Below are 24434 nucleotides of genomic sequence, written 5' to 3' on the forward strand. Positions count from 1 at the left end.
TGTTACCGCCTACCCGTAGGGGCAACTATGGGCCGGGGCCGCGCCCAGAATTCACAAGTATCGGGCGCGGCCTATTTCCCAGCTTACCCTCGCTTCACCCCTTGATGCCATACCGTCGGCATGACTTTCGCCGACCAAAGCCCCTCCCTCACCAAAGCAATCTTCCAGCGAATCCACGCCAGCGTTGAGCCGCCTGAGGCACAGAACAAGGCTCTCGAGTGCTTCGCGATCTACTGGCTCATCATTGATGGAACGACAGCAGGCGACACAGTAACAACAGGCACACTCCGTCGGCAGACACGCCTCACCTCCACAGCCCTAATCGCGTTGGCGAAACGTCTGGAGACTTTAGGCCTGATCACACGTGCGCAAGTCACGGCCATCCATGGCAAGGGACGGGCATGGGCATACCATCCTGTTCTGCCGCCGGATTTCGCGCTGCTTGCCCTCGGGGGTGAGCAAGATCGTATTGTCAGCCCAGCCCGATAACCAACTTCCGAGGCACCGAGATCAGTCGTCAAATGGCCCCTCGGACATGACCAGCGAAAGCGCAGCCCTTAACACGCTCTTTCCGCTCTCATCCCGGACATTCACGACAAAGGTGCGGTAATTGCCGTTGGGTAGAGCATCATGGGCCATATGGGGGAGAGCTATCTGCGCCTCATGTCGGGCCGCCTCCATATCGGGCAGATCCTGACCAACATCGTCCCGGGAAGAGAAATCACCGTCGAAGGTATCAAAGAAAAAGCGAGGCATCGGTGCTCCAGATACGTTGAACTGCGTGGACAACCGAAGGACAGCATCCTTTGTTCATCGTACCAGACTATTGCCTGTCTCATGACCTACTCCCGCGACACCACCGCTATCTCCGAACTCACCGGCCGACCCGTCAGCACCTGGTCGGAGGAATGGCGAATTGGGACAGGAGCCCGAGAGGCCAAGAATGCGCAAGCACAGCAAAAAGGGCCGCGCCCAGCCTTATCGGCTGTGTTCGCGACCCTTAGACCGTATTTGCCCCAACGGTGATGTCGATATGCCTGCTATCGAGAAAAGCTCAGTAAACAGGTATCCAGTCAGAACATAGGCATGAGGATGGCAGATCCTTGCCGTAAGACTGAGCCATGGCTCTTAGCTCGGCAATTTTTGCCGAGAACGGTAACTTACCCGACAGACAGGGGAGCGCGGTCCAGATATCAAACGATTACGGGCCATATTGCCCCAACGGTCCGGACCTCAGAGCGCCTCCTGGTGACAGGGAGAGTGCTCTTTTTTTGTGAGAACCAGGCAGACGGTCAAGCTACTTTGATAATAGTCTCATCCGCGGGGGCGTTTACAGACACCAGAGGGTTTCATTGAACAGGATTTCACGCGCTACCCGTGCCTTCCTCAATTCTTCGACGATGTCCCGCCGATACATACCGGGAACTGAGGTAGGAAGCCTTTGAAGGCGCCGCAATCGACGTACCTTCCAGAGGCTGGAGTATAACTGGAACCACAACTTGGCGATCTCAATCGGAGGTGTGGACATAAACAGACCCTCCTGCCCCGACTTGTCTATGCCGACTGAGTGGATCGCTAGAGCTTCTGTGAGGGCGAAGTGGATCTCGTTCGCCGTCAATAACGCGGCACAACGAAGACTAGAGATGCGTCCACGCAAGCGGGAACAGATCTAAGTATAATCTACTCCCGCGGCACCGCCATATCCGAACTCACTGGCCAACCCGTCAGCACCTGGTCTGAGGACTGGGAGCAGAGACCGGAGCCCACGCCGCCACGTGCGCTTAAACACGTCGCCCTTCCGCAAGGGAAGATAATCCTTTATGTGGTTCTACTAGGATTTGGACCGAATAACCGGACCAACGTAGATCCTGCGGGGGCACATGGTGACTGGACACAACAACACAGTACGGCTCGATGACGTTCATGTCCTGGCTGCCTCCGCAGTCCGGTTCAACCTTCCTCCCGGCGTATTCCCCAGCGGGCAGCCGGTCCTGGTTTACGTCAAACCAGTCGCCAAAGCTCAGAACTACGATATCCATGCGTGGCAAGTCCTGACTGGTTCCGCCAAGGCACAACAGAGCTATGAGTACCAATCCGTCCTAAAGCCAGGCGAATACACGGTCACCCTCGCGGACAGCGACGCGTTCTCTCGAAAACCGGACGTCTCGTTCGACCTCATCGTGCATGAGGCCAATGCCATCTCGGCAGGGAATGGCGACGACGAGGTTCAGGGCGGCATGGACGATGACACGCTCAGCGGCGGAAGCGGCGCAGATCGCCTGTACGGCGGCGAGGGTTCAGATATTCTGCGTGGCGGATCCGGCAAGGACATCTTCGTGTTCGACACCATGCCAAACAAGCAGACCAACCTCGACAGGATCGTCGACTTCAATGTGAATGACGACTCGATCTGGCTCGACAATGCCGTGTTCACCAAGCTCGGCAAGAAGGGGACGCCCGACCACCCGGCGCAGCTGAACAAGTCGTTCTTCACCATCGGCAACAAGGCGAAGGACAAGAACGATTACCTGATCTATGACAGCAAGAAGGGCGTGCTCTATTACGATGCTGACGGTTCAGGCAAAGGCAAGGCGGTCGAGATCGCCACCCTCTCCAAGAACCTCAAGATGACCTACGAGGACTTCTTCGTTGTGTGATCGACGGAGGATGGCGCAGTGCTCCCTCCAGCAACCTTCAACGGCCAAAAGGACGAGAACGGAAAGACCATAGATCGGGGCTTGGTCGGGATCCGAGGGTCCCAGGCTGCCGAGGCAATCCTGGAAGTCTGTCGCCAGTTGCAGGAAGCCAGAGCCGCACAGAAATAGGACGGCCGATTCCATAAGACCCGTTCTGTGAGTTTCGCGGTCGGTTTGATGCCTTATGGGATCGGGTTCACAGGGCCGTAGCCCCAGACCATGGTCACCATCGAGAGAATTCCACTCAGGAGCAAAATGCCCAGGGCTATGCTGCCAAATGGAACGTGCCTGGACTTCCAGGCAAGACGCACAGCTTCCTTGTGATTGGACGCGGGACGGGCAGCCATGGGTGCCTCCCCTTCATGAAGATCCTCAGTTTACCCGAACCGAGCCTCGGTATGAGTAACATAGGCTGAGCTGGGCTGCAGATTTCAGAGCTCCGCACCTACTCTTATGCCAACCCATACTGGACGTTCTGCGAACTTGCGCATCATGGGACCTGCCGCATCTCACCGTTTGTCTGCTCTTCAGGTGGTGCCGGAGAGCGGACTGAGATGCAAGAAGGGAGCGGCATCGACTGCGAGCCGATGCCGCTCCAGGGGGGAATGGTTAGCCCTGGACGTTGAAGATGTCGGCGCTCTGGCATGTGAACCCGAGGGCGTCACCGCCATCACCACAGAAGAGGCCATGGCCGCCAACCGCCGTAGTATCGGCAACCTGGGTGATCGGGCTAGCATTCACAGTAAGGTCGGAGGCGTGGTTACCCCACGGGAAGCAGCTGTAGTCCGACAGCTGGACATTCGAGCTATGAGCGCTCTGGTCTGTTGTCGCGAGAGCATCACCACCATGGCCACCGATCCCGGGACCACCAAAAGCGGTCGTGTCAGCAACTTGAGTAATCGGGCTAGCATTAAGATTGAGCGACATGATTTAATCCTCCGCAAGTAAGTATTGCGCTCCATACCGCCTGAGATGGTCTCTCGATTGGCGATGATTGGACTTTGAGCCACTTTGCAGAGGGCAACTGTGAACTGCGTCACACCTGTGCTCTTGGACTACTATAGGGCTACTGTCAGCCATTGCTGAGTACCATGGGAGAGGTGCCGGACGCCTTGCTTTGGGTCGGTCCAATGCCGGGCAACATGGTAGTTGACTGGGGAGCGGAGCTCGTCAGGTATATTGCCCCGACTAAGTGATAGAAGCTCAAAGGGATAGTCAGCTTGGAATGCCTAGCCTTGGTCCTCATTCTGCCGCGGGGGAGCCAAAGTCAAATCTCGTCATCGGGATGTGGAGAGCCTGGAGCAGAACCCATGTCGCTTGATGAGCCCTTTCCCCTCGACCATCTTCCACGTCGCTTGCAAAATGTAGTCCTGAAGAAATTCGATGGGCGTTGCCCCAGCCAACGGGAGGTGGCCGATATTCCAGACGCACAATGGCTCGCAACTCCCGAGTTCGGTCACGTTTCGTTGAGGCAAATTCGGGCTCTCGTGGAAGTGATTTATCCCATGTGTGCTTAATGACAGATGCTGAGCTGTTGCGCCGGTTAGCGAAGCTTCAGGCCGAACTCCGATGGGTTGAACGCAGGGTGCGGCAGCGAATATGGCCGCCGAACCATCAGAGCCCCTGGAGATATCATATAACCCCCGCCGTCCGGAGCCAGCGGGGCCTAATCAGGTGATGTGCCGCATCTCCTAGGAGTGCACGACTCAGCATCTGGTCTGAGGAGTAGCCGCCTTCCTACCCATTTAGGGCGTATCGCCTCTAGGTTTGTGTTGCCTTTAGACTTCGAATAACGGCGCACCTGAGACCTTGCCAGAGATGCGCCACTCTAATGGGGCAGTAATGATTTACGGGGACAATCAGCGGGATATGGCGCTCCATCAGAAGCGGCATGAGGTGGGAGAGCGTCTCGCTCGAGAGACCCGAATTGGCTGGCCTATTCTGACTACGACAGCATTTCTAGTCCTATTTGGCATATTGATCGCTGCTTATCTCTTCCTTGATGCCTGTTCCACCAACTGAATGAGGCTGGCTGATCCCACAAGCCGCATACGCCTTTCCACTGTTTCCACAGCGTGTCCCTGGCTCCTTTTCCTAGGGCTCGACTTCACTCCTGCTCAAGAGCCATGTTCGCCATTCGTTCCAATTGAGTCGAATGAACATGAACCAGACCAAGAAGCTGACCGTCGAACAGGTTTTGGAAGCTAGGCTCCGCGATGCGGCCGGCGAGCGGGACTTCAAGAAGCTCGCCGAAGCGTATCGGATTGCCCGCTCGACCATCACCAACGCGGTGCTCGGTAAAACCTTCAAAGACCTACCTATGCCGCCGAGGGGCCGCTGATGCCTCTCAAGTGGAGAGCCTGCACGTGGCGGGACGGCATGGAGGGCGGCTTAGGCTCTCACGCCTTCTGTCTCGTGTACCAACATATGACGGGCGGCTTCGGCGACGGACAGTGGGTCTGGACCATGAATGGTATGCCGCATAACGCCAAGGTGCCGCTCCTTGGGTTCGCCGACACGGCTGACGAAGCGCAACGGGCGGCTGACGAGATCTTTGATGTTTGGCTGGAGCGTTCGGGACTGATGATCCCCCCGTCAGCGTGAAAAAATGGGCTTGGCCTTAGCCCCTAACCTGCCGCATGGGAGCCGAAATCAATTCGTATCATCGGGATGTGGAAAGCTGGGAGAAAAACCCATGTCTCTTGATGAGCCCTTTCCCCTCGACGTTCTTCCACCCCGCTTGCGAAATGTAATCCTAAGAAAATTCCATTGGCGTTGCCCCAGCCGAGGGGAGATCGCCGAGATCTCAGACGAACATTGGCTTTCAACTCTCAACATTGGTCGCGCTTCGTTGAGGCAAATTCGGTCTGTCGAGGAGAATGATTTAGCCCATCCAGGCTCAATGACTGATGACGAGTTGTTGCGCCGGTTGGCGAAGCTTCAGACCGAACTCCGATGGGTTGAACGCAGGCTCAAAGCGAAGTTGTTCCGGCAACCCCGACCCGTCCAGAGCGAGTTAGGAGAACTGCAACAACCTGTTGCGAATGAGGGAGCGACAGCGAACAAGGCCGCTGATCAGCTCTTGGACCCCAAATAAAAGGCCCCGCCAGCGTGAACCAGCGAGGCCCTTTCAGGCGATGTGCCGCATCTCCTGGGAGGGCCCGAGATAGAGTCGGGGAGCTTGGCGGCAAGGGTTCAGAGCTGCGGAACGGGCATGGCCGGCAGGTCCTGCGGGATCACGCATGAACGTTGTGGTTTACGCCGATGTCCTTCTACTGTTTCGTGCTTCCGTCAGGATTGAGCACCCCGTCGGCAATCGCCTTCTGTCGGATCGCCTCCACCTTGGCGAGTTCGGGCTGAGGATCGACGCGGGTTCTGTTGCAGCTTTGAAGCTTGCTCGGCCTGAGCTAAGACAGGAGGGGGTGAGAGGGGCCAAGAAGAAGCTGTTCAAGGGTCGGCAGTTCACGGCGGAGATCATTCTCTGGGCAGTCCGCTGGTACCTGCGTTTCCCGATCAGCTATCGTGATCTCGAATGCATGCTCTCTGACCGTGGTGTTCAGGTGGATCATAGCACCCTGTTCCGTTGGATCCAGACTTATGCCCCTGAGATCGACAGGCGCGTCCGCACGCATCTGCGCATGACGAATGGCTCATGGCGCGTGGATAAAACTTACATTCGAGTGAAGGGTGAATGGGTCTATCTATACCGCGCCGCCGATGCTCACGGGCACACCATCGACTTTTTGCTCTCCCGCAGGCGCGATGCGGCTGCCGCCCGGCGGTTCTTCCGCAAGGCTTTGGGACAGCCACATACAGTCAATCCGCGGACCATCACGGTCTACAAGAACGCCGCTTACCCGATTGCAGCGAAAGCCATGAAACGGGATGGAGAGCTCTGGCGTTTCGCCAAGCTGCGATGGGTGAAATTCTTGAACAACATTGTCGAGCAGGATCACCGGCGCATCAAGCGGCTGGTCAGGCCGGGGCTGGGCTTCAAGAGCTACACGAGAGCCTCACGGACGATTGCGGGCTACGAGGTCATGGCGATGATCCGCAAGGGACAGGTCGTAGGTGTACCGGCGAATGACATGAGGGCCCAGAGTGACTTCATCGCGGCTCTGTTCCGCACCGCTGCCTAACCCGAGGCCCTATCCAGCCGTCACTTGACCTACATCTGGGTTTGCAACAGAACCGCCGAAAGAGCCCTCTGCCTCTGGCGGTTGTTCCGTCTGCGCCCCGCTTCGCGCTGCAGTCGCTTGGGGAAGATCAGCCGGACCCGCACGGTGCGCCGGGCGGCTAAACGCTCCAGGCGGTCTTTGATGATATGGGCGGTTTCCGAGTGCATGCCCCGTATCTGCGCGAGCCGTGGAGCGATGGTCTTGAGTTGCTCAAGGCTGGTGATCTTCGCATCCTCCAGGGCCTTCCAGGCACTCATGGGCAGGAGCAGACCATCGAAAGGATCATCAGAGTTGTTCGACGAGGATCGGGGCATCGGGCACGCCTCCTGGCTGTTGATTAGGGGCTGCAGCGCAAGGCCACCTGCTCAAGGACACCTCAGCGCACGTTTTATTCCCAATGGGTCGAGAAGCCCTCAGCCTGACGGCATCACAGATCCCGGTACCCTCCAGCGCCTGGCCCGCCAGCGGCTTCATCGGCGTGGATCTCGACCAGTTCCTGCCCGATTGTGTCGATCTGGCCCCAGTTGCGCACCAGGCGCACGGTCCCGAACAGATCCCGCTTAACCACGAGAGAGTAGAAGCGCGAGGCGCCGTACTCCGGTTTGATTGCAAGAGACTTCTTGCTCCGTCGTGAACGTCTGCTTTGCGCTCGCAAGCTGCCCAAGACGCAATTTCTCAGATGTGCCACGATCAGACTTTTGACATTGCATGAGCTCGGAGGAATGCCACAGCCGTCAGCGCAGCGCCGCCGAAAGTGCGGACAGAGTATTGACCCAGCGGATCGCGTGCTCGACGCTTTCAGGTGCGAAAGCTACCGTCACGACATCCAGCCGCGTTGCAGTGGGAATGATCGATGCAAGGTCGCAGAGCGCGGGCGTGTTAAGCTCAACCTCTAGCCTATACGGTCCTTCGATAGTGAAAGGCGGGATCGAGGGGGCGTGCCGGACGGCTGCCTCGCTCTCGCGGCGAATGAGGTCGCGCGCCAGCTCTGGTGATAAACTGCGTGCGGCTCGCTGGCTGATGGCTTGTTTCACCACCGCATATCGCGCGTCAGTGAAAAGTGGCTGCGTCTCAGATTTCAGGCGATCATCGCCACTGAGCATGATGACTGGAATCCCAAGGCTCCCGGCATAGGCGCCATACAGCCCGGCCTCTCCGAGTTCCGCATCGTTCAATCGAATGCGGCCGAAGGCAAAGCCGTTCGTTGTATGGGCTAGAACACCGGCGTCCCGTGCCCTGGCATGGTACCCAAGGCAGATCACGCCCGCATGATCAGGAGCCAGCCCCTCAAACATATTGAGCGGCTTCGGCTTGCCGGAGATCAGTTCCGCGCGTGGATCGAGTTCGTCGGGAAGCAGGTTGCGCATATCGCCGTGGGCGTCATTGACTAACACCTCGGTGGCTCCCCCGGCCAAGGCCCCCTCGATGGCGGCGTTCGCCTCCTGGGTCATGAGCCGACGGGCGCGCTCATACTCGCCATTGCCCATGCTGCCCTGCTGCGGGTTTACGACGCCAGCTACGCCCTCAATATCTGCCGAGATGTAGATCTTCATCGGATTGTTGGTTTCCTGTTGGCCTCGGGCGTCAGAGCTGGCTCAGCTTTGGATCGAGTGCATCACGCAACCCATCGCCGAGAAGATTGAAGGCAAGAACCGTGACGAAAATGGCCAACCCCGGAAAGAAGGTCAGATGATCGGCGACGCCGATGAAGCTTCGCCCGGCCGAAAGCATGGCTCCCCATTCCGGGGTCGGAGGTTGTGCACCAAGGCCAATGAAACTCAGACTCGCAGCCGTCAGAATCGAGGTGCCAAAACGCATCGAGAAGTACACGATCACGCTTGGCAGGGCTCCGGGCAGAATGTGGCGAGCCATGAGGATGATGTTGCGCACACCGATCGCTCGCGCGGCATCCACATAGACAGCTCGCTTGAGCGCCAGGGTCGAGCCCCGCACCAGCCTAGCGAAGACCGGAATGCTGAAGACAGCCACCGCCCAGATCACGTTCTCGACGCCTGGCCCGAGGATCGCCACGATCCCGATGGCGAGAAGGATGCCCGGAAAAGCGAGAAGAACATCACAAATCCGCATGATGATTCGATCAAGCCAGCCTCCATAGAAACCGCTGAGCAGTCCCATCACGATGCCGACGATGCCGCCCACCGTAACAGCCAGGAAGCCGACCATGAGTGAGATTCCCGCTCCGTGAATGACGCGGCTGAGGATATCGCGGCCGTAATCGTCCGTTCCGGCCCAATGCAGCCACGATGGCCCCTCGAGAACATGCTCGTAATCCGGAGCTGCGGGATCATAAGGCGCGATCCAAGGTGCCAGGAGAGCAACGAAGACAAGAAGCAGCAGAACGACGCCCGAGGCGACAGCCAATTTCTGCCGCCGGAACTTGCGCCAGAACTCAGACCAGGGCGTGCGGATCCGCTCGGCCGCTGGCTTAGAGGTGGAGGACAGGACGACGCTGGTCATCGATAGCGGATCTCCGGATTCACCAGCGCGTAAAGAACGTCGACGATGAGATTGATAAGGATGAACTCAAGGGAGAACAACAGAATTTCAGCTTGGATGACTGGGTAGTCACGGTACGAAACCGAGTCCACGAGAAGACGACCGAGCCCCGGCCAGGCGAAAACGGTTTCCACTACGATCGAGCCGCCGAGAAGGAAGCCGAACTGGAGTCCGACCATCGTAATGATAGGAATCAAGGCATTGCGCAGCACATGCTTCCATACGACAAGCCGCTCGAAGGCTCCTTTGGCTCGCGCCGTCCGGATGTAGTCCTCCCGAGCGATCTCAATGAAGGAGGACCGCGTGAAGCGGGCCATCACAGCGGCAACGCCTACGCCCAGGGTGATGGATGGGAGCACGAAATGCGCGAGCGTCCCGTAACCGCTGGTCGGAAACCAGCCGAGCCGTACGGAAAACCAGTCGATCAGGAGCAGGCCGAGCCAGAAGGACGGCAAGGAGATTCCTGAAACGGCAACCAGCATGCCGCCATGATCCTGCCAGCGCCCTCGCCTAACGGCGGATGACACACCGATGACAAGGCCCAACAGCGTGGCCCAGACCATGCTGATAAGCGTAAGCCAGAAGGTTGGGAAGAAGCGTTCGCCGATCTCCTCAGAGACCGCGCGGCGCGTCTTCAGCGAAGTGCCGAAATCGCCGTGTAGGGTGTTCCACACATAGGTGACGTACTGTTCCCACAGGGGCCGGTCGAGCCCGAGTGCTGCGCGGACGGCGGCAATGTCCTGATCGGTTGCGTCCTGGCCCGCGACAAGACGAGCAGGATCGCCCGGCAAAAGATGCACGAACGCAAAGACGAGCACTGAGACAAGCAAAAGGACCGGCAGGATGCCGAGCAATCGGTGGATGAGATATCTGAACATGGCGCTTCGCGATCGGCGCCCCGGAGCCGTGAAGGGCTCCGGGGCTATCCTTCATCAGTTGAAGTCCGCTTCTTCGAGCAGAATGCCGCGGTCGGGAAGATAATAGGCGCCCGACAGGGACTTGGACTTGGCGGCTAGGAGACGCTCCACGCCGAGATAGATCCACGGAGCATTCGTCCATGCGGCATCTTGGGCCTTCTTGTACGCCTCGGCCCGCTTTTCGTTGTCAGCCGTCGCGATACCGGCTTTGATTCCGGCATCGGCGTCGGGATTGCTGAAATAGGCGACGTTGAACATCTTCGGCGGGAAGCTCTCGCCGAACAGGAGCGGACGGAGCTGCCAGTCGGTGTCACCGGTCGAGGCGGACCAGCCGCCGTAATAGAGCTGAACGGTCGTGTCTTCCGGCTTCGACACGCCCCAGATCTTCTGCGCGGCGACTCCGGCTTCGAGCGGCGTGACTTTCAGCTTCACGTTCACCTGTGCCAGCTGCTGCTGCAGGAACTGCATCGCGCGGATCGATGTCGTGCTGTTGCTAGCGAAGATTTCCGTCTCGAAGCCGTCGGGATACCCAGCCTCCTTCAGAAGCTCCTTGGCCTTGGCAACATCGTACGGCCACTCTCCCTGCTTGGCATAGAACGGGAGGCCCGGAGGCACGACCGAGTCCATCGGATCCATGTTGCCGTTATAGACGATCTTGGCATAGGCCCGCTTGTCGACGGCATAGTTCAGCGCCTGACGCACGCGGAGGTCGTTGAACGGCTTCTTCATGTTGTTCATCGCCACGTACCAGGTGACGATGGACGGCTTACTGATGATGTCGAGCTTCGGGCTCTTCTCGGCGACGGACATCATCTCCGGCGGCAGCGGATAGATGAACTGCGCCTCTCCCGCCTGAAGCATAGCAAGCCGGGAGCCGTTCTCCGGAACGCTCCGGAGCGTAACGCTGTCGATCTTCGGCAGCCCCTGCTTCCAGTAGTTCTCGTTCTTGGCAACCTTCAGGGTATCGGCTTGCCAGCTTACAAACTTGTAGGGACCTGTTCCGACGGGATTGCGGTTCACCTCTTTGCCGTATTTCTCGAGTGCTGCCGGGCTGTGGATCATCGCGCCCGGATGGGCGAGATTATTGATCATGGCGCCGAAGGGCTCCTTCAGCGTGAGCTTGATGGTCGAGTCGTCCACCACCGTGAATTGGGAGACCATGTTCACAAGGCTCGCGCGGCTCAAGCGGTTCTCGGGATTAGCGAGGCGCTCGAAATTGATCTTCACAGCCTGGGCGTTGAATGGCGTGCCGTCATGGAACTTCACGTTCTTGCGCAGGCGAATGGTGAACTCAGTTGCATCGGGATTGGCCTCGTAGCTCTCGGCGAGCACGGGCACGAGCTTCATGTCTTTGTCGAAGCCGAAGAGGCCCTGAAGGATCAGGCGCGACGCGGATTGCGACAGCGTATCGTTGACGTTGTGGGGATCAAGCCCAGTCAGGTTATCCGGAACGCCGACCACCAGATCCTTGGCCGCCAATGCCGGTGTCGATACCGACAACAGCAGCGCTCCCGCCACGACGAGTTTCCTGAAGTTGAACATGCTTTCTCCTCTGGTTATCGCTCTCAATACGCGCCGACCGTGTGCTTGGCGACGAAGTGGGTCGGTGAAACGGCGGCGAGCTTTGCGACGATAGGCTCATCGCCGACGCGCCGGGTCGGGCTTGGAACCTCTCCCGTGATCAGCTCGCGATCTCGGCTACGCAGTCTCGGATCAGCGATCGGAACAGCCGACAGCAGCCGCCGGGTGTAGGGATGCTGTGGGTTCTCGAAGATATCCTGGCGCGATCCGATCTCCACGATCTGCCCGAGATACATGACAGCGACACGGTGACTGATCCGCTCAACCACGGCCATGTCGTGCGAGATGAAAAGATAGGCGACGCCCAGCCGCTCCTGCAGGTCCATCAGCAGGTTGATGACCTGGGCTCGAATCGAGACGTCGAGGGCCGCAACCGATTCATCCGCGATCACAAGCTTCGGGTCAGAGGCTAAAGCTCGTGCAATCGAGATGCGCTGGCGCTGCCCTCCCGAGAACTCGTGCGGGTAGCGCTCGGCATGCTCGGGCTGAAGTCCGACGAGGCGCAGGAGCTCGGCAACCCGCTCCCTTACGGCAGGCCCAGATGCCAATCCATGGGTGATGAGCGGTTCGGCAATGCTGAAACCCACCGTCAATCGCGGGTTCAGTGAGGCATACGGGTCTTGAAAAATATACTGGATCTTGCGACGGAGACCCCGGCGCTCGGCGGCGGACAGCGCCGCGATGTCGCGACCTTCGAACCGGATTGTGCCGCTCGTCGGCTCAATGAGCTGCATCAGCGTGCGGCCCGTCGTGGATTTCCCGCAGCCTGATTCCCCGACAAGGGACAGTGTCTCTCCAGGCAGGATGTCGAAGCTGACCCGTTCCACCGCATGAACCCGCGCGACGACCCGGCTGAAGATCCCTTTCTGGATATCGAACCGCGTGGCGAGATCACGCACGCTCAGAAGCGGCTCGGCTACCGGCTTCACCGTATCCTGTGAGACCTCGGAAACTTCGCCTCCCTTGCTGAGATCGACAAGTGGGAAGCGCGCCGGCAGGTTGCGCCCTTTCATGGCGCCGAGCCTGGGAACGGCGCTCAGAAGCGATTTCGTATAGGGATGCTGCGGAGAGCTGAAGATCTCCTCGGTCGTCCCCTCCTCGACCTTGCGCCCCTTATACATGACGACCACGCGATCGGCGATCTCGGCTACAACACCCATGTCATGGGTAATGAACATCATTGCCATGCCCATTTCTTCCTGCAGCTGCTGCATCAGCCGCAGGATCTGGGCCTGAATCGTCACGTCCAAGGCTGTGGTCGGCTCGTCGGCGATGAGAAGGCCGGGCCGGCAGGAGAGCGCCATTGCAATCATCACGCGCTGGCGCATGCCGCCTGACAGCTGGTGCGGATGGGCATCGAGAAGCCGCTTGGCCTCCGGAATCCGCACCTTCTCCAGAAGCCGGATCGTCTCCGCGCGCGCGGCAGCACGATCCATGTCCTGATGGAGGAGGATTGCCTCGCTGATCTGGTCGCCAATGGTGAAGACCGGGTTGAGCGATGTCATCGGCTCCTGGAAGATCATGGCGATCTCGTCGCCGCGTATCGGCCGGAGATCCGAGGACGGACCCTGTACGAGATCGCGGACCGAACCGTCGCGGGTGCGATAGAGCATGTTGCCCCGGGCAATCCGGCCGCCGCCGTATTCGAGCAGGCGCATGATACTCAGTGCCGTGACCGACTTGCCGGATCCCGATTCACCAACCACTGCAAGGGTTTCCCGTGGCCTGATGTCGAAGTTGACGCCATCGACCACGGTCGCGGCGCCACGTTCCGTCGGGAACTCCACCACTAGATCGCGGACCGACAGCAATACGTCACTGGCCATCATGCTTCCGAATGCCTCAGTTCGAATCAACCCTGCACCCCGAGAGCCTTCGGATCCCGTTACAATGTTCCCGGACAATTCCAGTCGCCTCGCGGCACAGTCGGTTAGCAAACGGCGGCTACTCCAGGAACGTCATACTCGCGACACTACATGCCACCTCTTTCGAGAGGCAAATTCCGAAAATGGCATTTCCTATGCATCATTTGCATTATTGGGATCGAAGCGACGTAGCCGCGAACCACAGGAACGCCGCGAGCGATCATCCCTCGTTTCCAAAGGCCTCAGTCGGATTATCATGAATCATAGCGCTTCGGGAAAGACCGAAGGAGGGCGGCACCCGGCTGGACATGCCCCACCTCAATTCCATTCCAATTCTTGAGGACAGGCCGGGCCAGCGCCTCAACCTGAGTTCGCTCCACATCGCTCAACGACAGAAGGTGCTGGATAAGGGTCGCCATGACGACGGCTGACGCTCTCGGCGTGCCATCATCGATCTTCAGCGCGATACCGTAACCAAGCTCCGGCAAGGTGGCGCAATAGACGCCCTCCGCGCCGGACTTCACGAAAGCGCGCTCTCCAAGGCACTCCATCAGCTTTGTATCGAAGCGGTCGGTTCCGGCGACCATGAAGGGATGCTGCGCGACCGCACGCCGGATCCGGCCTGCGGCAATCCTGCGTTCGCCAGACAACCCATCTCCGGTGCCGAACCGTGCGAAGCCGAGGGCCAGAGCCGAGAGCGGGATGGCGTAGGTCGGGATCGAGCACCCGTCGGTGCCTCTTTCGGCTTCCGTATGAGGAGCGCCGGTCAGATCCTCCAGGACGCGCCTAACTGTTTTTTGAACCAGGTGCTGCGCCGTCACATAGCCTTTTGGATCTTCGTCCAATCCGCAGGAAAGACAGATAAATCCCGAATGCTTGCCGGAGCAGTTGTTATGAAGCGCACTCGGTTGCCCGCCGGTTGCCGCTAGAGCCCGGTTGGCTGCCTCACCGCTGGGCCAGTGCGCTCCGCATTCGAGGCAGGATGCGTCCCGCCCTGCCTTGGCGAGGATGGAGGCGGCCGTCGCCGCATGCTTCTCCTCGCCGGAATGGGACGCACAGGTCAGGGCGATCTCCACGTCCGACAGTCCAAAGCGATCCGCAATCCCACTCTCCACAAGGGGCAAAGCCTGGATCGCCTTAACGGCGGAGCGCGGATAGACCCGACGTTCGACATCACCCAAAGACAGGACCGGCGTGCCGTCAGCATCGACGATCGCCACGCCGCCGCGGTGGCGCGACTCGATCAGACTCCCGCGCGTTACCTCAATGAGGAATGGATTTACCATCGAAAAATCCCCTGCCTGTCTGCCGTCGAAATCACCTTTTAGCCGGCTGATTTACTCGCCCCAGGTTCGTTCGAGGACCCTGATCCAGTTCTCCGCACAGATCTTTCGCACCGCTGCGTCGTCATATCCCCTGCTCTTCAAGAGATCGACGAGAGCTGGGAGGCGGCTGACGTCGCTCAGATCGATCGGAACCGTGGTCCCATCGAAATCGGACCCAAAGCCGACCCGTTCGAGCCCGATCCGATCGACGAGGTAGTCAATATGGTTCACGAGTTCGTCGAGTTTGGTATCTGGGTCCTTGCGGCCATCTGCTCGCATGAACATCGTGCCGAAATTTACGCCAACGAAACCATCAGAGTCCCGGATCGCATCGAGCTGCCGATTGGTCAGATTGCGCGAATGCGGCGTCAAGGCATGAACGTTGGAGTGGCTTGCCACGAGCGGAGCGTCCGATAGGGCGGCCACATCCCAAAAACCCTGCTCGTTGAAATGCGACAGGTCGATGAGAATGCGCAACTTGTTGCATGCCCGAACCAGCTCTCGGCCCTGATCGGTCAGACCGGGCCCGATGTCGGGAGAGGATGGGAAGCGAAACGGCACGCCATGGCCGAAGATGTTCGAGCGACTCCAGACCGGCCCAATGGAGCGCAATCCCGCCTGATACAGCACGTCGAGCATCTTCAGGTCGGGGTCGATCATCTCGGCCCCTTCGACGTGGAACACCACGGCAAGGGCGCCGCCTGCCATGGCCGCACGGATGTCGCGCCCGCTTCGGCAGATGCGGATGCCGCCTTCCGAAGCTCGTTCCATGCGCACAAGGAGGGAGATTAGCTCATAGGTTGCCGCTTGCGCCTCTGCGAGAGACGGCGGCAGAGCCTGGGGCTTGCCGTCACTCCCCACCCCATCGGCCGACGATGGGATATAGACCGCAAACAGCCCGCCTGCGAAACCTCCGACCCGCGCGCGGGGGAGATCCAGGTGACCGGACGTCCCCTCTTTCAGGAAATCGAGTTCGGCTGTCTTCTTCCCTGATTTCCAGAGGCGAAGCAGCACATCGTTATGTCCATCAAAAACGGGTATGCGGGTTTCAGGTATCATGGTTTTCCAACGCAATAAGCCAAGCGGCGTCGTCCGGAGAGCATCTCGTGTAGGATCCCATGGGGCCTCTCGGCCAATTCAATTTCCGGCAGAAGTGATACCGGACTTGCATAGGAGGTCGACGCGGAGGCCGGCAATGCAAAGGATGCATAAGGCATGCCATTTTCCGAATTTGTCAGGCAAAACCTGGGCCGTATAGGTTCTTGCTCAGGCGGAGGGGCTCCGAAGACTGAGCGCATTCGAAACCGCATGGTTCTCAATGCAACACTAGCACAGGATTTCGGAGCGACCTGAAGCACTCAGAAACGCGAAGGGCTGCCAATCCGCGACCGCCGGTTGCGAGTGGCAGTAAGAATGGCCTGGAAGGCCGGACCCTTCTCAACAGAGGTGATACGGGATGCTTAATCGGCGCACATTTCTCGCAAGTTCCGCAGCTGCATCGTTCTTCAGCTATGGGGGTCTGTCGGCGGCCTTCGCTGACACGCCCAAGGATATCCTCGTCGTGGCACAGCAGCTCGACAACATGACGAGCCTCGATCCACACGAGAGCTTCGAGGCGGTGGGAAGCGAAATCAGCAGCAATTGCTACCAGAAGCTGATCAAGGCCAACCTGGACAAGCCGTCCGAGGTCGTGGGCGATCTGGCGGAATCCTGGGAAACAGGCGCCGACGGCAAGACCGTCACCTTCCGGCTGCGCAAGGATGCGAAATTCGCCAGCGGCCAGCCCGTCACGGCAGAGGACGCGGCCTTCTCTCTGCAGCGCGCTGTGATCCTGAACAAAGGTCCGGCCTTTATCATCAACCAGTTCGGATTTACGAAGGAGAATGCGGCGGAGCGCATCAAGGCCAAGGACGCCAACACCCTAGTGCTGACGCTGCAGGAGCCCACCTCCCCGTCCTTCCTGCTTTACTGCCTCTCCGCCAATGTCGGCAGCGTAGTCGAGAAGAAAGTTGCCCTCGAGAAAGCCCAGAGCGACGATCTCGGCAATGGCTGGCTGCGCCAGAACACCGCCGGCTCCGGCGCGTGGGTGCTGCGCTCCTGGAAGCCGAGCGAGAGCATCATGCTCGACGCCAATCCGAACGGGTCGTATAAAGGCAATATCAAGCGTATCATCCTCCGGCACATCGTCGATCCGTCGGCGCAGCTCCTGATGCTGCAGAAGGGCGACGCAGACGTCGCCCGTAATCTGACCACCGAGCAGCTCCGCACGCTCAAGGGCGATGCCAACTACAACCTCGTTCAGTCGGGCGTGGCGTCTCTGATGGTCATTTCCATGAACCAGATGACTCCCAACCTGGCGAAGCCGCAAGTCTGGCAGGCGATCAAGTGGGCTCTCGACTACGAGGGCATTCAGAAGAACATCGTTCCCCTGACCCATATCGTGCATCAGACCATGGTGCCGAAGGGATTCCCGGGCGCCATCGAGGACAAGCCCTATCAGAAGAATGTGGCGAAGGCGAAGGCGCTGCTGGCTGAGGCTGGTCTTACCGACGGCTTCGAGGTGACCATGGATCACTACTCGGCGCAGCCCTATCCTGACATCGCCCAGACCATCCAGGCGAATCTCGCCGAGATTGGCATCCGCGTGAAGCTGATGGCATCGGAGAACCGCCAGGTCCTGACCAAAATGCGTGCCCGTCAGCACGAGCTCATCCTGACGGCCTGGGGCTCCGACTACTTCGATCCGAACACCAACGTGGAGGCGTTCTGCGTCAACACGGATAACGGCGAGAATGCCCTCAATCGCACCCTCGCTTGGCGCTCGTCCTGGCAGGACAAACAGATAACGGATCGCTCCAACGAGGCTCTGAAGGAGCGTGACCCGGCCAGGCGCATCGCTCTCTACGAGCAGCTCCAGCGCGATCACATGGCCAACAGCCCCTTCGCGATCATGATGCAAGGGATCACGACGGCGGCCTGCCGCAAGAATATCTCGGGTGTCCGCCTGGGCACGCTCTCGGACACTCATACCTACTCTGGAGCCAGCAAGGCGTGAATAAGCGACTCGGTGCACTGGCGGGTCTTCTCGCCAGCGTCTCTCTTACCCTGCTCGGGCTCGTCATCGTCACCTTCCTGATCGGGCGCGTCATGCCCATCGACCCGGTTCTCGCCGCGGTCGGGGACAACGCGCCTCAGGAGGTGGTCGAAAGGGCCCGTCAGGAAATGGGTTTCGACCAGCCTCTGCTGCAGCAATTCCTCGCCTTCGTGGGGCAATTGCTGCATGGAGATCTCGGCCGTTCGATCCTGACGAAAAATCCCGTCACCAGTGACATCGCCCGATATTTCCCAGCGACCCTGGAGCTTGCTACGGCGGCGATCATCGTCGCGGCCCTGATCGGGATTCCCCTGGGCGTATGGGCCGCAGTCCGGCAAGGCACCTGGATCGACCAGACGATCCGGGTCGTCTGTCTAGCTGGCCACTCGGTGCCAGTCTTCGTCTTGGCTCTCATATGTCTGCTCGTCTTCTACGCGGTCCTCGGAATCGCACCGGGCCCCGGACGACAGGACATCATCTTCCAGGACATGGTCCCGCATGTGACGGGACTTCTGACCATCGATACCCTGATCGCCGGCGACTGGGATGCGTTCTGGGATGCATTGGCGCATATGGTGCAGCCCGTCTGCATCCTGGCCTATTTCAGCATGGCCTACATCACCCGGATGACGCGCGCCTTCATGCTCGATGCCCTGCATGGGGAATATGTCATTACCGCGCGCGCCAAAGGCCTTTCGCCGGCGACTGTGATCTGGCGCCACGCCTTTCCGAATGTCGGAGTGCAGCTCGTGACCGTGCTCGCCCTGACCTATGCGGGTCTCCTCGAAGGCGCGGTCGTCACCGAGACGGTCTTCAGCTGGCCCGGGCTCGGCCAGTATCTCACGGTTTCCCTCATGAATGCCGACATGAATCCCGTCATCGGTGCGACTCTTCTGGTCGGCTTGGTCTATGTCGGCCTCAACCTCCTCGCCGATGCCCTTTATCGTCAACTGGATCCTCGTGTACGATGAGCGCAGTCCTTTCCCGCGAATGGCTTCTGGCGGAAACGCCAACATCCCGAACCCAGGCGTCCTGGGGCCGTCGGTATCGGGCCTGGCTCGATCTCCGCTCCAATCCCCTGGCGATGATCGGGCTCACGATCGTCGTCGCCTTCGTGGTTCTGTCCCTGGCAGCGCCCCTGCTGGCGCCCCATGATCCCAGCGCTCAGGACCTCGCAAACCGCTTGGCCCGTCCTTCGGCAGCACATTGGTTGGGAACAGACGAACTCGGCCGCGACATCTATTCGCGCATTCTCTACGGCGGTCGCGTGACGCTCGGTATGGTTATTGCCGTGGTGGTTCTCGTGGCGCCGATCGGCCTCGCCGTCGGATGCATCGCCGGCTATGCGGGCGGTATCGTCGACCGCGTCCTGATGCGCGTGACCGACATCTTCCTGGCCTTTCCCCGCCTGATCCTGGCCCTGGCCTTCGTGGCGGCTCTGAAGCCCGGGGTGGAAAGTGCCATCCTGGCCATCGCGCTGACGACCTGGCCTCCCTATGCACGCCTCGCCCGCGCCGAGACCATGACAGTGCGCAACAGCGACTTCATCGCCGCCTGCCGCCTGACCGGTGCTCCGGCCGGACGCATCGTGCTGCGGCACGTCGCCCCGCTATGCGTCCCGAGCCTGATCGTGCGCGTCACACTCGACATGAGCTCCATCATCATCACGGCGGCGAGTCTCGGCTTCCTCGGCATGGGCGCGCAGCCGCCATCCCCGGAATGGGGCGCGATGATCGCTACCGCCAAGCGCTTCATCTTCGAGCAATGGTGGGTTCCGACCATTCCGGGAATTGCCATCTTCCTGGCCTCCCTCGCCTTCAACTTCCTGGGGGACGGCCTGCGCGACATCCTCGATCCAAAGCAACGATGATGCTGGTTGACATCAACAATCTCCGGATTTCCTTCAAAACTCGGACGGGTACTTTCGAGGCCGTGCGCGGCGTGTCGATGGCGATTGGGACCGAGAAGCTCGGCATCGTAGGGGAAAGCGGCTCGGGAAAGTCGCTGACCGCGCGTGCCCTGATGCGCCTGCTGCCTCCGAACGCCAGCATTGCGGCAGACCGGCTGACCTTCGATGGCATTGACATCCTCAACGCCGACGAGCGGACCATGCGGCGTATTCGCGGGAAGCGGGCCGGGTTCATCCTTCAGGACCCGAAATATTCCCTCAATCCCGTCATGACCATCGGACGGCAGGTGGCGGAGGCCTGGCGCACCCACAAGGGCGGCAGCCGCAAGGAAGCTACCGAGGCGGCCATCGACCTTCTCGATCAGGTCCGTATCCGGGAGCCGCGCAAGGTCTACGACCTCTATCCGCATGAGGTCTCTGGAGGTATGGGCCAACGCGTCATGATCGCCATGATGCTGGCCCCCGATCCGGCACTGCTCATTGCCGACGAGCCGACGAGCGCCCTGGACGCCACGGTTCAGGCGGAGATCCTGCGACTGATGGAGGATCTCGTGTCCCGGCGCGGCATGGGTCTCATCCTCATCAGCCACGATTTGCCTCTGGTTTCCCATTTCTGCGACCGTGTCGCAGTCATGTATGCCGGACGCATCGTTGAGGAGGTTGGTGCTGGCAACCTCGCTCAGGCAAGGCACCCCTATACGCGCGGCCTGCTCAACTGCCTGCCTTCCCTCATCCATCCCAAACCACGTCTGCCGGTCCTTAGCCGCGACGCAGCATGGCTTCAATCATGATCGACGTTGACAGCTTGCGCGTCCGTTTCGGCAGCAACGAGGTGGTCAAGGGCGTTTCGTTCCATGTTCCCGTCGGGGGCAGCTTCGGCATCGTCGGGGAGAGCGGCTCCGGCAAGTCGACCGTCCTTCGTGCCATCTCCGGCCTGAATGCCGAATGGTCAGGACGCATCGTGATCGAGGGCGAGACCATGAAACCCCGCCGCGACCGAGCGTTCTTCCGGAAGGTCCAGATGGTCTTTCAGGACCCCTACGGCTCTCTGCACCCCCGCCAGACCATCGACCGCATCCTGAGCGAGCCCCTGCTGGTGCACGGGATCGGCGAGATCGAAGCACGTATCGAGAAGGTTCTGGCCGAAGTCGCGTTGCCGAGTACCGTGCGCTTCCGCTACCCGCATCAGCTCTCCGGCGGCCAGCGTCAGCGCGTCGCGATCGCGAGAGCGCTGATCGCCGAGCCGGAAATCCTGCTTCTCGACGAACCGACCAGCGCCCTCGATGTGTCGGTCCAGGCGGAAATCTTGAATCTCCTCGCCGATCTCCGGGAGACGCGCCGCCTGACCTATGTCCTCGTGAGCCACAACCTTGCCGTCGTCACGCATCTCTGCCCGCAGGTCGGAGTCATGATCGGCGGCGAAATGGTCGAGCAGCTGAGCGCAGAAGACCTGCGCGCCGGTAGGATCCATCACCCGCACACGTCGCAGCTGCGCGCGCTCAGCGTCGATCTCGAAGAGGTCGCGTGAGCCCGCTTCTTGCGTAGGCCATCCCTCTCTTTCGGTTCAGGATATAACCATGTCTTTTGCTTTGTCCGAATTGCACTGGTCATCGGCCGCGGAAACGGCGGCAAAGATCGCGGATGCCTGGAGGCAGGAGGCTGGCCCCGGTGGCGCGATTGTGATCTTCGACGAGAACGACATCCGGGAGGAATCCTGCGGCGGCCTAGAAAGTCTCGCCACAGGCGTTCCGTTCTCGGGCCACAGCGTGGTGCGCTACGCATCGATCACCAAGCACATCTTCGCCGCCATGGCCCTGCGCCATGACGACAAGATCGGTCTTGACGATCGACTGGGCTCCCACCTGCCGGGCCTGCGCGGTTCCATGGCGGATGTGACCGTCGGACGTGCCCTCGACATGACGGGTGGACTGCCCGATGTGCGCGACACTCTCTCGCTCCTGGGGCTTTCCGTTCACACCGCAACGGAGGCGCAGCCGATCCTGGACTTTCTTGACAGCCTCGGAGAGTTGAATTTCCCGGCAGGTCAGGAGATTTCATACTCCAACACGGGCTACCGCCTCATTGAAGCCGCTCTGAAGAACAAAGGCCTGCTGTTCGACGAGATGGTGCAGGAGCGGATCTCCCGTCCCCTCGGAATCGCCTTTCGTGCTCCCGAATTGTGGTTCGACCCCGTGCCAGACTTGGTTCCGGGCTATTGGCGCTCCGAACATGGCTGGCAGCTCGGAAATGCCGGGCTGCATCTCTCGGCGTCCGGCAGCCTGACCGGGAGCGCGCACGATCTTGCGATCTGGCTGCAGGCGCTCCTGGGCAACAGAGGCCCCGGCGCAGGTTGGCTCGAGCGCCTCTCTGCCCCCCGGTACCTTACGGATGGACGGCCAACCCAGTACGGGCTCGGCCTCGCCTGGTCGCAGATTGGCGGCAATCGTCTGGTCGGGCATGGCGGCGCCCATGCAGGCTATAAGAACTACTTCCTTATCGACCCGCAGCGTCGGGCAGGCGTTGCGCTCGTCTCAAATCGCGAGGACACACTACCCTCAGGGCTTGCCCTCCAAGTGATGGCGGCGCTGCTCGGGGAGGCCCTTCCCGCGCGCAGCACGCGCATCCCCGATGGACTTTACGCGGCCGAGGAGGGACCGTTCTGGCTCGAGATGAAGGATGGCGCCGCTACATTCCTTGGAGCCGGAGAGACCCTCTATGAGGGCGAGGATGGATGGTCCGTTTCCCTTTCGGCTCACATGCCGATGCGCCTGCGCTGGACGGGCGGGGCTGTCGAGGGCGAGATCGGACATGCCACGCGCCGCTTCGTCCCGGTCCGGCCCGACGATTGCCTGTCGCGTGTTCAGGGACATTGGGTGTGCCGGGCCTATCACTCAGATTTCGAGATCAGGGGCGACAGGCTTGAGATGGGCATCGGTCCAGCTCGGACGAGCGCGCCGCTCTCATCCCTGGGTGGCAACAGGCTTCTCATGGACGGCAAGGATGGCCCCTGGACGAAACGCTCCAGTCTCGTCTTCAAGGGCAACCGTGTGGGACTGTTCCTGAACCGCAGCCGCGTGATCCAATTCGAACGGGCTGCCTGAAGAAGGGAGGGGTCTCCGCGGCCCGGCCGCGGAGACCCCTCCCCGGTTCACTGCGACGTGGTGCGCGCGAAGTCAATATAGATCTCACGCAGACGCTTCGCGACCGGACCCGGCTTGCCATCGCCCACCGGAGCGCCATCAATCGTTACCACGGGCTGCAGGAAGCTCGAAGCGCTGGTGATGAACGCTTCCTTGGCGGCCCGCGCCTCCTCGACGGAGAAGGCCCTCTCCTCGATACGGATCTGACGCTCCTCTGCCAGGGCGATAAGAGCCTTACGCGTGCATCCCGGCAGGATGGCGTTGGAATTGGGACGTGTGACGATCACATCGTTCCGGGTCACGATGAAGACGGTCGACGAGCCGCCTTCCGTAATTAGTCCATCCTCGACCATCCAGGCTTCCTGACAGCCGGCTTCCGCCGCAGCCTGCTTGGCGAGGACCTGAGCTAGGAGAGCCACGCTCTTGATGTCACGCCGGGCCCAGCGGATATCAGGCAGGGTTTTCACCGCAATGCCGTTCCGGGCGGCCGGAGAATCGACGATGTTCTTGACTTGGGTAAATATAACAAGGGTCGGCTTCACACCCTTCGGAAAGGCGAAGTCTCGGTCGGCCGCGCCACGGGTCACCTGCAGATAGACGACCCCTTCGACGAGATCGTTACGGGCGATGAGCTCCTTCTGGATTTCCTCGATGCGCTCCAGAGTTTCCGGCAGAGGCAGGGCGATCTCCCCGACCGAGCGGGCTAGCCGGACGAGATGCGCCTCGTTGTCGACGAGCTTGCCATCGAGCACCGCCGAAACCTCGTAGATCCCGTCAGCGAATAGGAACCCGCGATCGAGGATCGATATGCGGGCCTCGTCGAGTGGCACGAACTCTCCATTCACATAGGCAATGCGGCTCAAGTTCGTCGTCTCCTCAGTTTAACCGAGCCAACCCGGTTCCGAGTTGTGCTCCCACAGATAATGTCGGCCTCTTCGTAAAGGCGCTAACCATGCCCCCTTTGAAAGCAGAGAGGCTTTGTCGCGAGGATCTTTAAGGATTGATTCCGACTTTGCCCAATTCGTATTGCGAACCACTTCATGCGGGTTCCGCATAGGCTCGATGAGGATACCGACGAAGCCGTCCACTTCGTCCAATCTGAAGCCGTCCAGGCATTCCGATTTCAAGCCGTCCATGGGTCCGAGGTGAAGTCGTCCACCTGAGCGCCGCTCTTCGGGTCAGTGATGGATGGTGGTTGAGGTGGTGACGCTG

23 protein-coding genes are annotated in these 24434 nt (G+C 60.2%); 10 read left to right on the top strand and 13 right to left on the bottom strand.

Going from position 1 to position 24434, the window contains the following annotated elements; genetic code table 11:
- Positions 1-510: 510 nt before the first annotated feature.
- Positions 511-756 (bottom strand): DUF6894 family protein, encoded by a 246-nt coding sequence (locus U0023_RS33710; RefSeq protein ID WP_009762631.1) that lies wholly within the window; start codon positions 754-756, stop codon positions 511-513.
- Between the two features lie 1124 nt (positions 757-1880).
- Here U0023_RS33710 and U0023_RS33715 point away from each other — a divergent pair.
- Positions 1881-2657, top strand: coding sequence for a M10 family metallopeptidase C-terminal domain-containing protein (locus U0023_RS33715; protein WP_009762632.1), 777 nt, complete (start codon positions 1881-1883; stop codon positions 2655-2657).
- 221 nt (positions 2658-2878) lie between these two features.
- Here U0023_RS33715 and U0023_RS33720 read toward each other — a convergent pair whose 3' ends face one another.
- A complete protein-coding gene (locus U0023_RS33720) occupies positions 2879-3043 on the bottom strand; it encodes a hypothetical protein (RefSeq protein ID WP_009762633.1) in 165 nt (54 codons plus the stop codon).
- Positions 3044-3305: 262 nt separating this feature from the next.
- Positions 3306-3623 (bottom strand): hypothetical protein, encoded by a 318-nt coding sequence (locus U0023_RS33725; protein ID WP_009762634.1) that lies wholly within the window; start codon positions 3621-3623, stop codon positions 3306-3308.
- A gap of 1234 nt (positions 3624-4857) precedes the next feature.
- Between U0023_RS33725 and U0023_RS33730 the strand changes: the two genes are divergently transcribed.
- The 3 genes from U0023_RS33730 to U0023_RS33740 all read left to right on the top strand — a co-directional run bounded on the left by U0023_RS33730 (position 4858) and on the right by U0023_RS33740 (position 6835).
- Positions 4858-5037 carry a hypothetical protein gene (locus U0023_RS33730; RefSeq protein ID WP_009762636.1) on the top strand — a complete coding sequence of 60 codons (180 nt, stop codon included), beginning with the start codon at positions 4858-4860 and terminating at the stop codon, positions 5035-5037.
- Positions 5037-5300 carry a hypothetical protein gene (locus U0023_RS33735; RefSeq protein ID WP_009762637.1) on the top strand — a complete coding sequence of 88 codons (264 nt, stop codon included), beginning with the start codon at positions 5037-5039 and terminating at the stop codon, positions 5298-5300. Before U0023_RS33730 ends, U0023_RS33735 begins: the two co-directional genes overlap by 1 nt.
- 818 nt (positions 5301-6118) lie before the next feature.
- The gene (locus U0023_RS33740; protein WP_154661178.1) at positions 6119-6835 is read left to right on the top strand and encodes an IS6 family transposase; all 717 of its coding nucleotides are present in this window, start codon (positions 6119-6121) and stop codon (positions 6833-6835) included.
- A gap of 29 nt (positions 6836-6864) precedes the next feature.
- On the opposite strand, the gene U0023_RS33745 is transcribed toward U0023_RS33740, so the two are convergent.
- The 9 genes from U0023_RS33745 to U0023_RS33785 all read right to left on the bottom strand — a co-directional run bounded on the left by U0023_RS33745 (position 6865) and on the right by U0023_RS33785 (position 16138).
- A complete protein-coding gene (locus tag U0023_RS33745) occupies positions 6865-7188 on the bottom strand; it encodes a hypothetical protein (protein WP_009762639.1) in 324 nt (107 codons plus the stop codon).
- Between the two features lie 113 nt (positions 7189-7301).
- Positions 7302-7562, bottom strand: coding sequence for a WGR domain-containing protein (locus U0023_RS33750; protein WP_280941390.1), 261 nt, complete (start codon positions 7560-7562; stop codon positions 7302-7304).
- A gap of 46 nt (positions 7563-7608) precedes the next feature.
- Positions 7609-8427, bottom strand: a complete 819-nt coding sequence (locus tag U0023_RS33755) for a M55 family metallopeptidase (protein ID WP_009762641.1) — start codon at positions 8425-8427, stop codon at positions 7609-7611.
- Between the two features lie 31 nt (positions 8428-8458).
- A complete protein-coding gene (locus tag U0023_RS33760; RefSeq protein WP_009762642.1) occupies positions 8459-9352 on the bottom strand; it encodes an ABC transporter permease subunit in 894 nt (297 codons plus the stop codon).
- Entirely contained in the window at positions 9349-10269 is a 921-nt protein-coding gene (gsiC, locus tag U0023_RS33765; RefSeq protein ID WP_009762643.1) for a glutathione ABC transporter permease GsiC, read from the bottom strand. The genes U0023_RS33760 and gsiC overlap by 4 nt, the downstream gene beginning before the upstream one ends.
- Positions 10270-10323: 54 nt before the next feature.
- On the bottom strand, positions 10324-11850 hold the full coding sequence (locus tag U0023_RS33770; protein ID WP_009762644.1) for a glutathione ABC transporter substrate-binding protein: 1527 nt from the start codon (positions 11848-11850) through the stop codon (positions 10324-10326).
- A 23-nt stretch (positions 11851-11873) separates the two neighbouring features.
- The gene (locus tag U0023_RS33775; protein ID WP_009762645.1) at positions 11874-13715 is read right to left on the bottom strand and encodes an ABC transporter ATP-binding protein; all 1842 of its coding nucleotides are present in this window, start codon (positions 13713-13715) and stop codon (positions 11874-11876) included.
- A 293-nt stretch (positions 13716-14008) separates the two neighbouring features.
- A complete protein-coding gene (locus U0023_RS33780; protein ID WP_009762646.1) occupies positions 14009-15040 on the bottom strand; it encodes an asparaginase in 1032 nt (343 codons plus the stop codon).
- 51 nt (positions 15041-15091) lie between these two features.
- Positions 15092-16138 (bottom strand): dipeptidase, encoded by a 1047-nt coding sequence (locus U0023_RS33785; protein ID WP_009762647.1) that lies wholly within the window; start codon positions 16136-16138, stop codon positions 15092-15094.
- Between the two features lie 397 nt (positions 16139-16535).
- Between U0023_RS33785 and U0023_RS33790 the strand changes: the two genes are divergently transcribed.
- From U0023_RS33790 to U0023_RS33815, 6 genes are read left to right on the top strand one after another with little or no spacing between them, the layout of a single operon-like run.
- On the top strand, positions 16536-18134 hold the full coding sequence (locus U0023_RS33790) for an ABC transporter substrate-binding protein (RefSeq protein WP_009762648.1): 1599 nt from the start codon (positions 16536-16538) through the stop codon (positions 18132-18134).
- The gene (locus tag U0023_RS33795) at positions 18131-19144 is read left to right on the top strand and encodes an ABC transporter permease (RefSeq protein WP_009762649.1); all 1014 of its coding nucleotides are present in this window, start codon (positions 18131-18133) and stop codon (positions 19142-19144) included. The genes U0023_RS33790 and U0023_RS33795 overlap by 4 nt, the downstream gene beginning before the upstream one ends.
- Entirely contained in the window at positions 19141-20043 is a 903-nt protein-coding gene (locus tag U0023_RS33800; RefSeq protein WP_009762650.1) for an ABC transporter permease, read from the top strand. The genes U0023_RS33795 and U0023_RS33800 overlap by 4 nt, the downstream gene beginning before the upstream one ends.
- Positions 20043-20873 carry an ABC transporter ATP-binding protein gene (locus U0023_RS33805; RefSeq protein WP_040638604.1) on the top strand — a complete coding sequence of 277 codons (831 nt, stop codon included), beginning with the start codon at positions 20043-20045 and terminating at the stop codon, positions 20871-20873. The genes U0023_RS33800 and U0023_RS33805 overlap by 1 nt, the downstream gene beginning before the upstream one ends.
- Positions 20870-21610: an ABC transporter ATP-binding protein gene (locus U0023_RS33810; protein WP_009762652.1), complete on the top strand. Its 741-nt coding sequence runs from the start codon at positions 20870-20872 to the stop codon at positions 21608-21610. The genes U0023_RS33805 and U0023_RS33810 overlap by 4 nt, the downstream gene beginning before the upstream one ends.
- 49 nt (positions 21611-21659) lie before the next feature.
- A complete protein-coding gene (locus U0023_RS33815; protein WP_009762653.1) occupies positions 21660-23183 on the top strand; it encodes a serine hydrolase domain-containing protein in 1524 nt (507 codons plus the stop codon).
- Between the two features lie 47 nt (positions 23184-23230).
- On the opposite strand, the gene U0023_RS33820 is transcribed toward U0023_RS33815, so the two are convergent.
- A complete protein-coding gene (locus U0023_RS33820) occupies positions 23231-24085 on the bottom strand; it encodes a D-amino-acid transaminase (protein WP_009762654.1) in 855 nt (284 codons plus the stop codon).
- Between the last annotated feature and the right edge of the window lie 349 nt (positions 24086-24434).

Source organism: Microvirga lotononidis (assembly GCF_034627025.1).
Taxonomy (GTDB): Bacteria; Pseudomonadota; Alphaproteobacteria; order Rhizobiales; family Beijerinckiaceae; genus Microvirga; species Microvirga lotononidis.

Coding starts and splice junctions, on each gene's coding strand:
- U0023_RS33775 (WP_009762645.1), bottom strand. CDS start 13,715: ATGGCCAGTGACGTATTGCTGTCGGTCCGCGATCTAGTGGTGGAGTTC.
- gsiC (WP_009762643.1), bottom strand. CDS start 10,269: ATGTTCAGATATCTCATCCACCGATTGCTCGGCATCCTGCCGGTCCTT.
- U0023_RS33755 (WP_009762641.1), bottom strand. CDS start 8,427: ATGAAGATCTACATCTCGGCAGATATTGAGGGCGTAGCTGGCGTCGTA.
- U0023_RS33805 (WP_040638604.1), top strand. CDS start 20,043: ATGCTGGTTGACATCAACAATCTCCGGATTTCCTTCAAAACTCGGACG.
- U0023_RS33815 (WP_009762653.1), top strand. CDS start 21,660: ATGTCTTTTGCTTTGTCCGAATTGCACTGGTCATCGGCCGCGGAAACG.
- U0023_RS33800 (WP_009762650.1), top strand. CDS start 19,141: ATGAGCGCAGTCCTTTCCCGCGAATGGCTTCTGGCGGAAACGCCAACA.
- U0023_RS33745 (WP_009762639.1), bottom strand. CDS start 7,188: ATGCCCCGATCCTCGTCGAACAACTCTGATGATCCTTTCGATGGTCTG.
- U0023_RS33790 (WP_009762648.1), top strand. CDS start 16,536: ATGCTTAATCGGCGCACATTTCTCGCAAGTTCCGCAGCTGCATCGTTC.
- U0023_RS33810 (WP_009762652.1), top strand. CDS start 20,870: ATGATCGACGTTGACAGCTTGCGCGTCCGTTTCGGCAGCAACGAGGTG.
- U0023_RS33780 (WP_009762646.1), bottom strand. CDS start 15,040: ATGGTAAATCCATTCCTCATTGAGGTAACGCGCGGGAGTCTGATCGAG.
- U0023_RS33710 (WP_009762631.1), bottom strand. CDS start 756: ATGCCTCGCTTTTTCTTTGATACCTTCGACGGTGATTTCTCTTCCCGG.
- U0023_RS33760 (WP_009762642.1), bottom strand. CDS start 9,352: ATGACCAGCGTCGTCCTGTCCTCCACCTCTAAGCCAGCGGCCGAGCGG.
- U0023_RS33715 (WP_009762632.1), top strand. CDS start 1,881: ATGGTGACTGGACACAACAACACAGTACGGCTCGATGACGTTCATGTC.
- U0023_RS33770 (WP_009762644.1), bottom strand. CDS start 11,850: ATGTTCAACTTCAGGAAACTCGTCGTGGCGGGAGCGCTGCTGTTGTCG.
- U0023_RS33720 (WP_009762633.1), bottom strand. CDS start 3,043: ATGGCTGCCCGTCCCGCGTCCAATCACAAGGAAGCTGTGCGTCTTGCC.
- U0023_RS33735 (WP_009762637.1), top strand. CDS start 5,037: ATGCCTCTCAAGTGGAGAGCCTGCACGTGGCGGGACGGCATGGAGGGC.
- U0023_RS33785 (WP_009762647.1), bottom strand. CDS start 16,138: ATGATACCTGAAACCCGCATACCCGTTTTTGATGGACATAACGATGTG.
- U0023_RS33725 (WP_009762634.1), bottom strand. CDS start 3,623: ATGTCGCTCAATCTTAATGCTAGCCCGATTACTCAAGTTGCTGACACG.
- U0023_RS33730 (WP_009762636.1), top strand. CDS start 4,858: ATGAACCAGACCAAGAAGCTGACCGTCGAACAGGTTTTGGAAGCTAGG.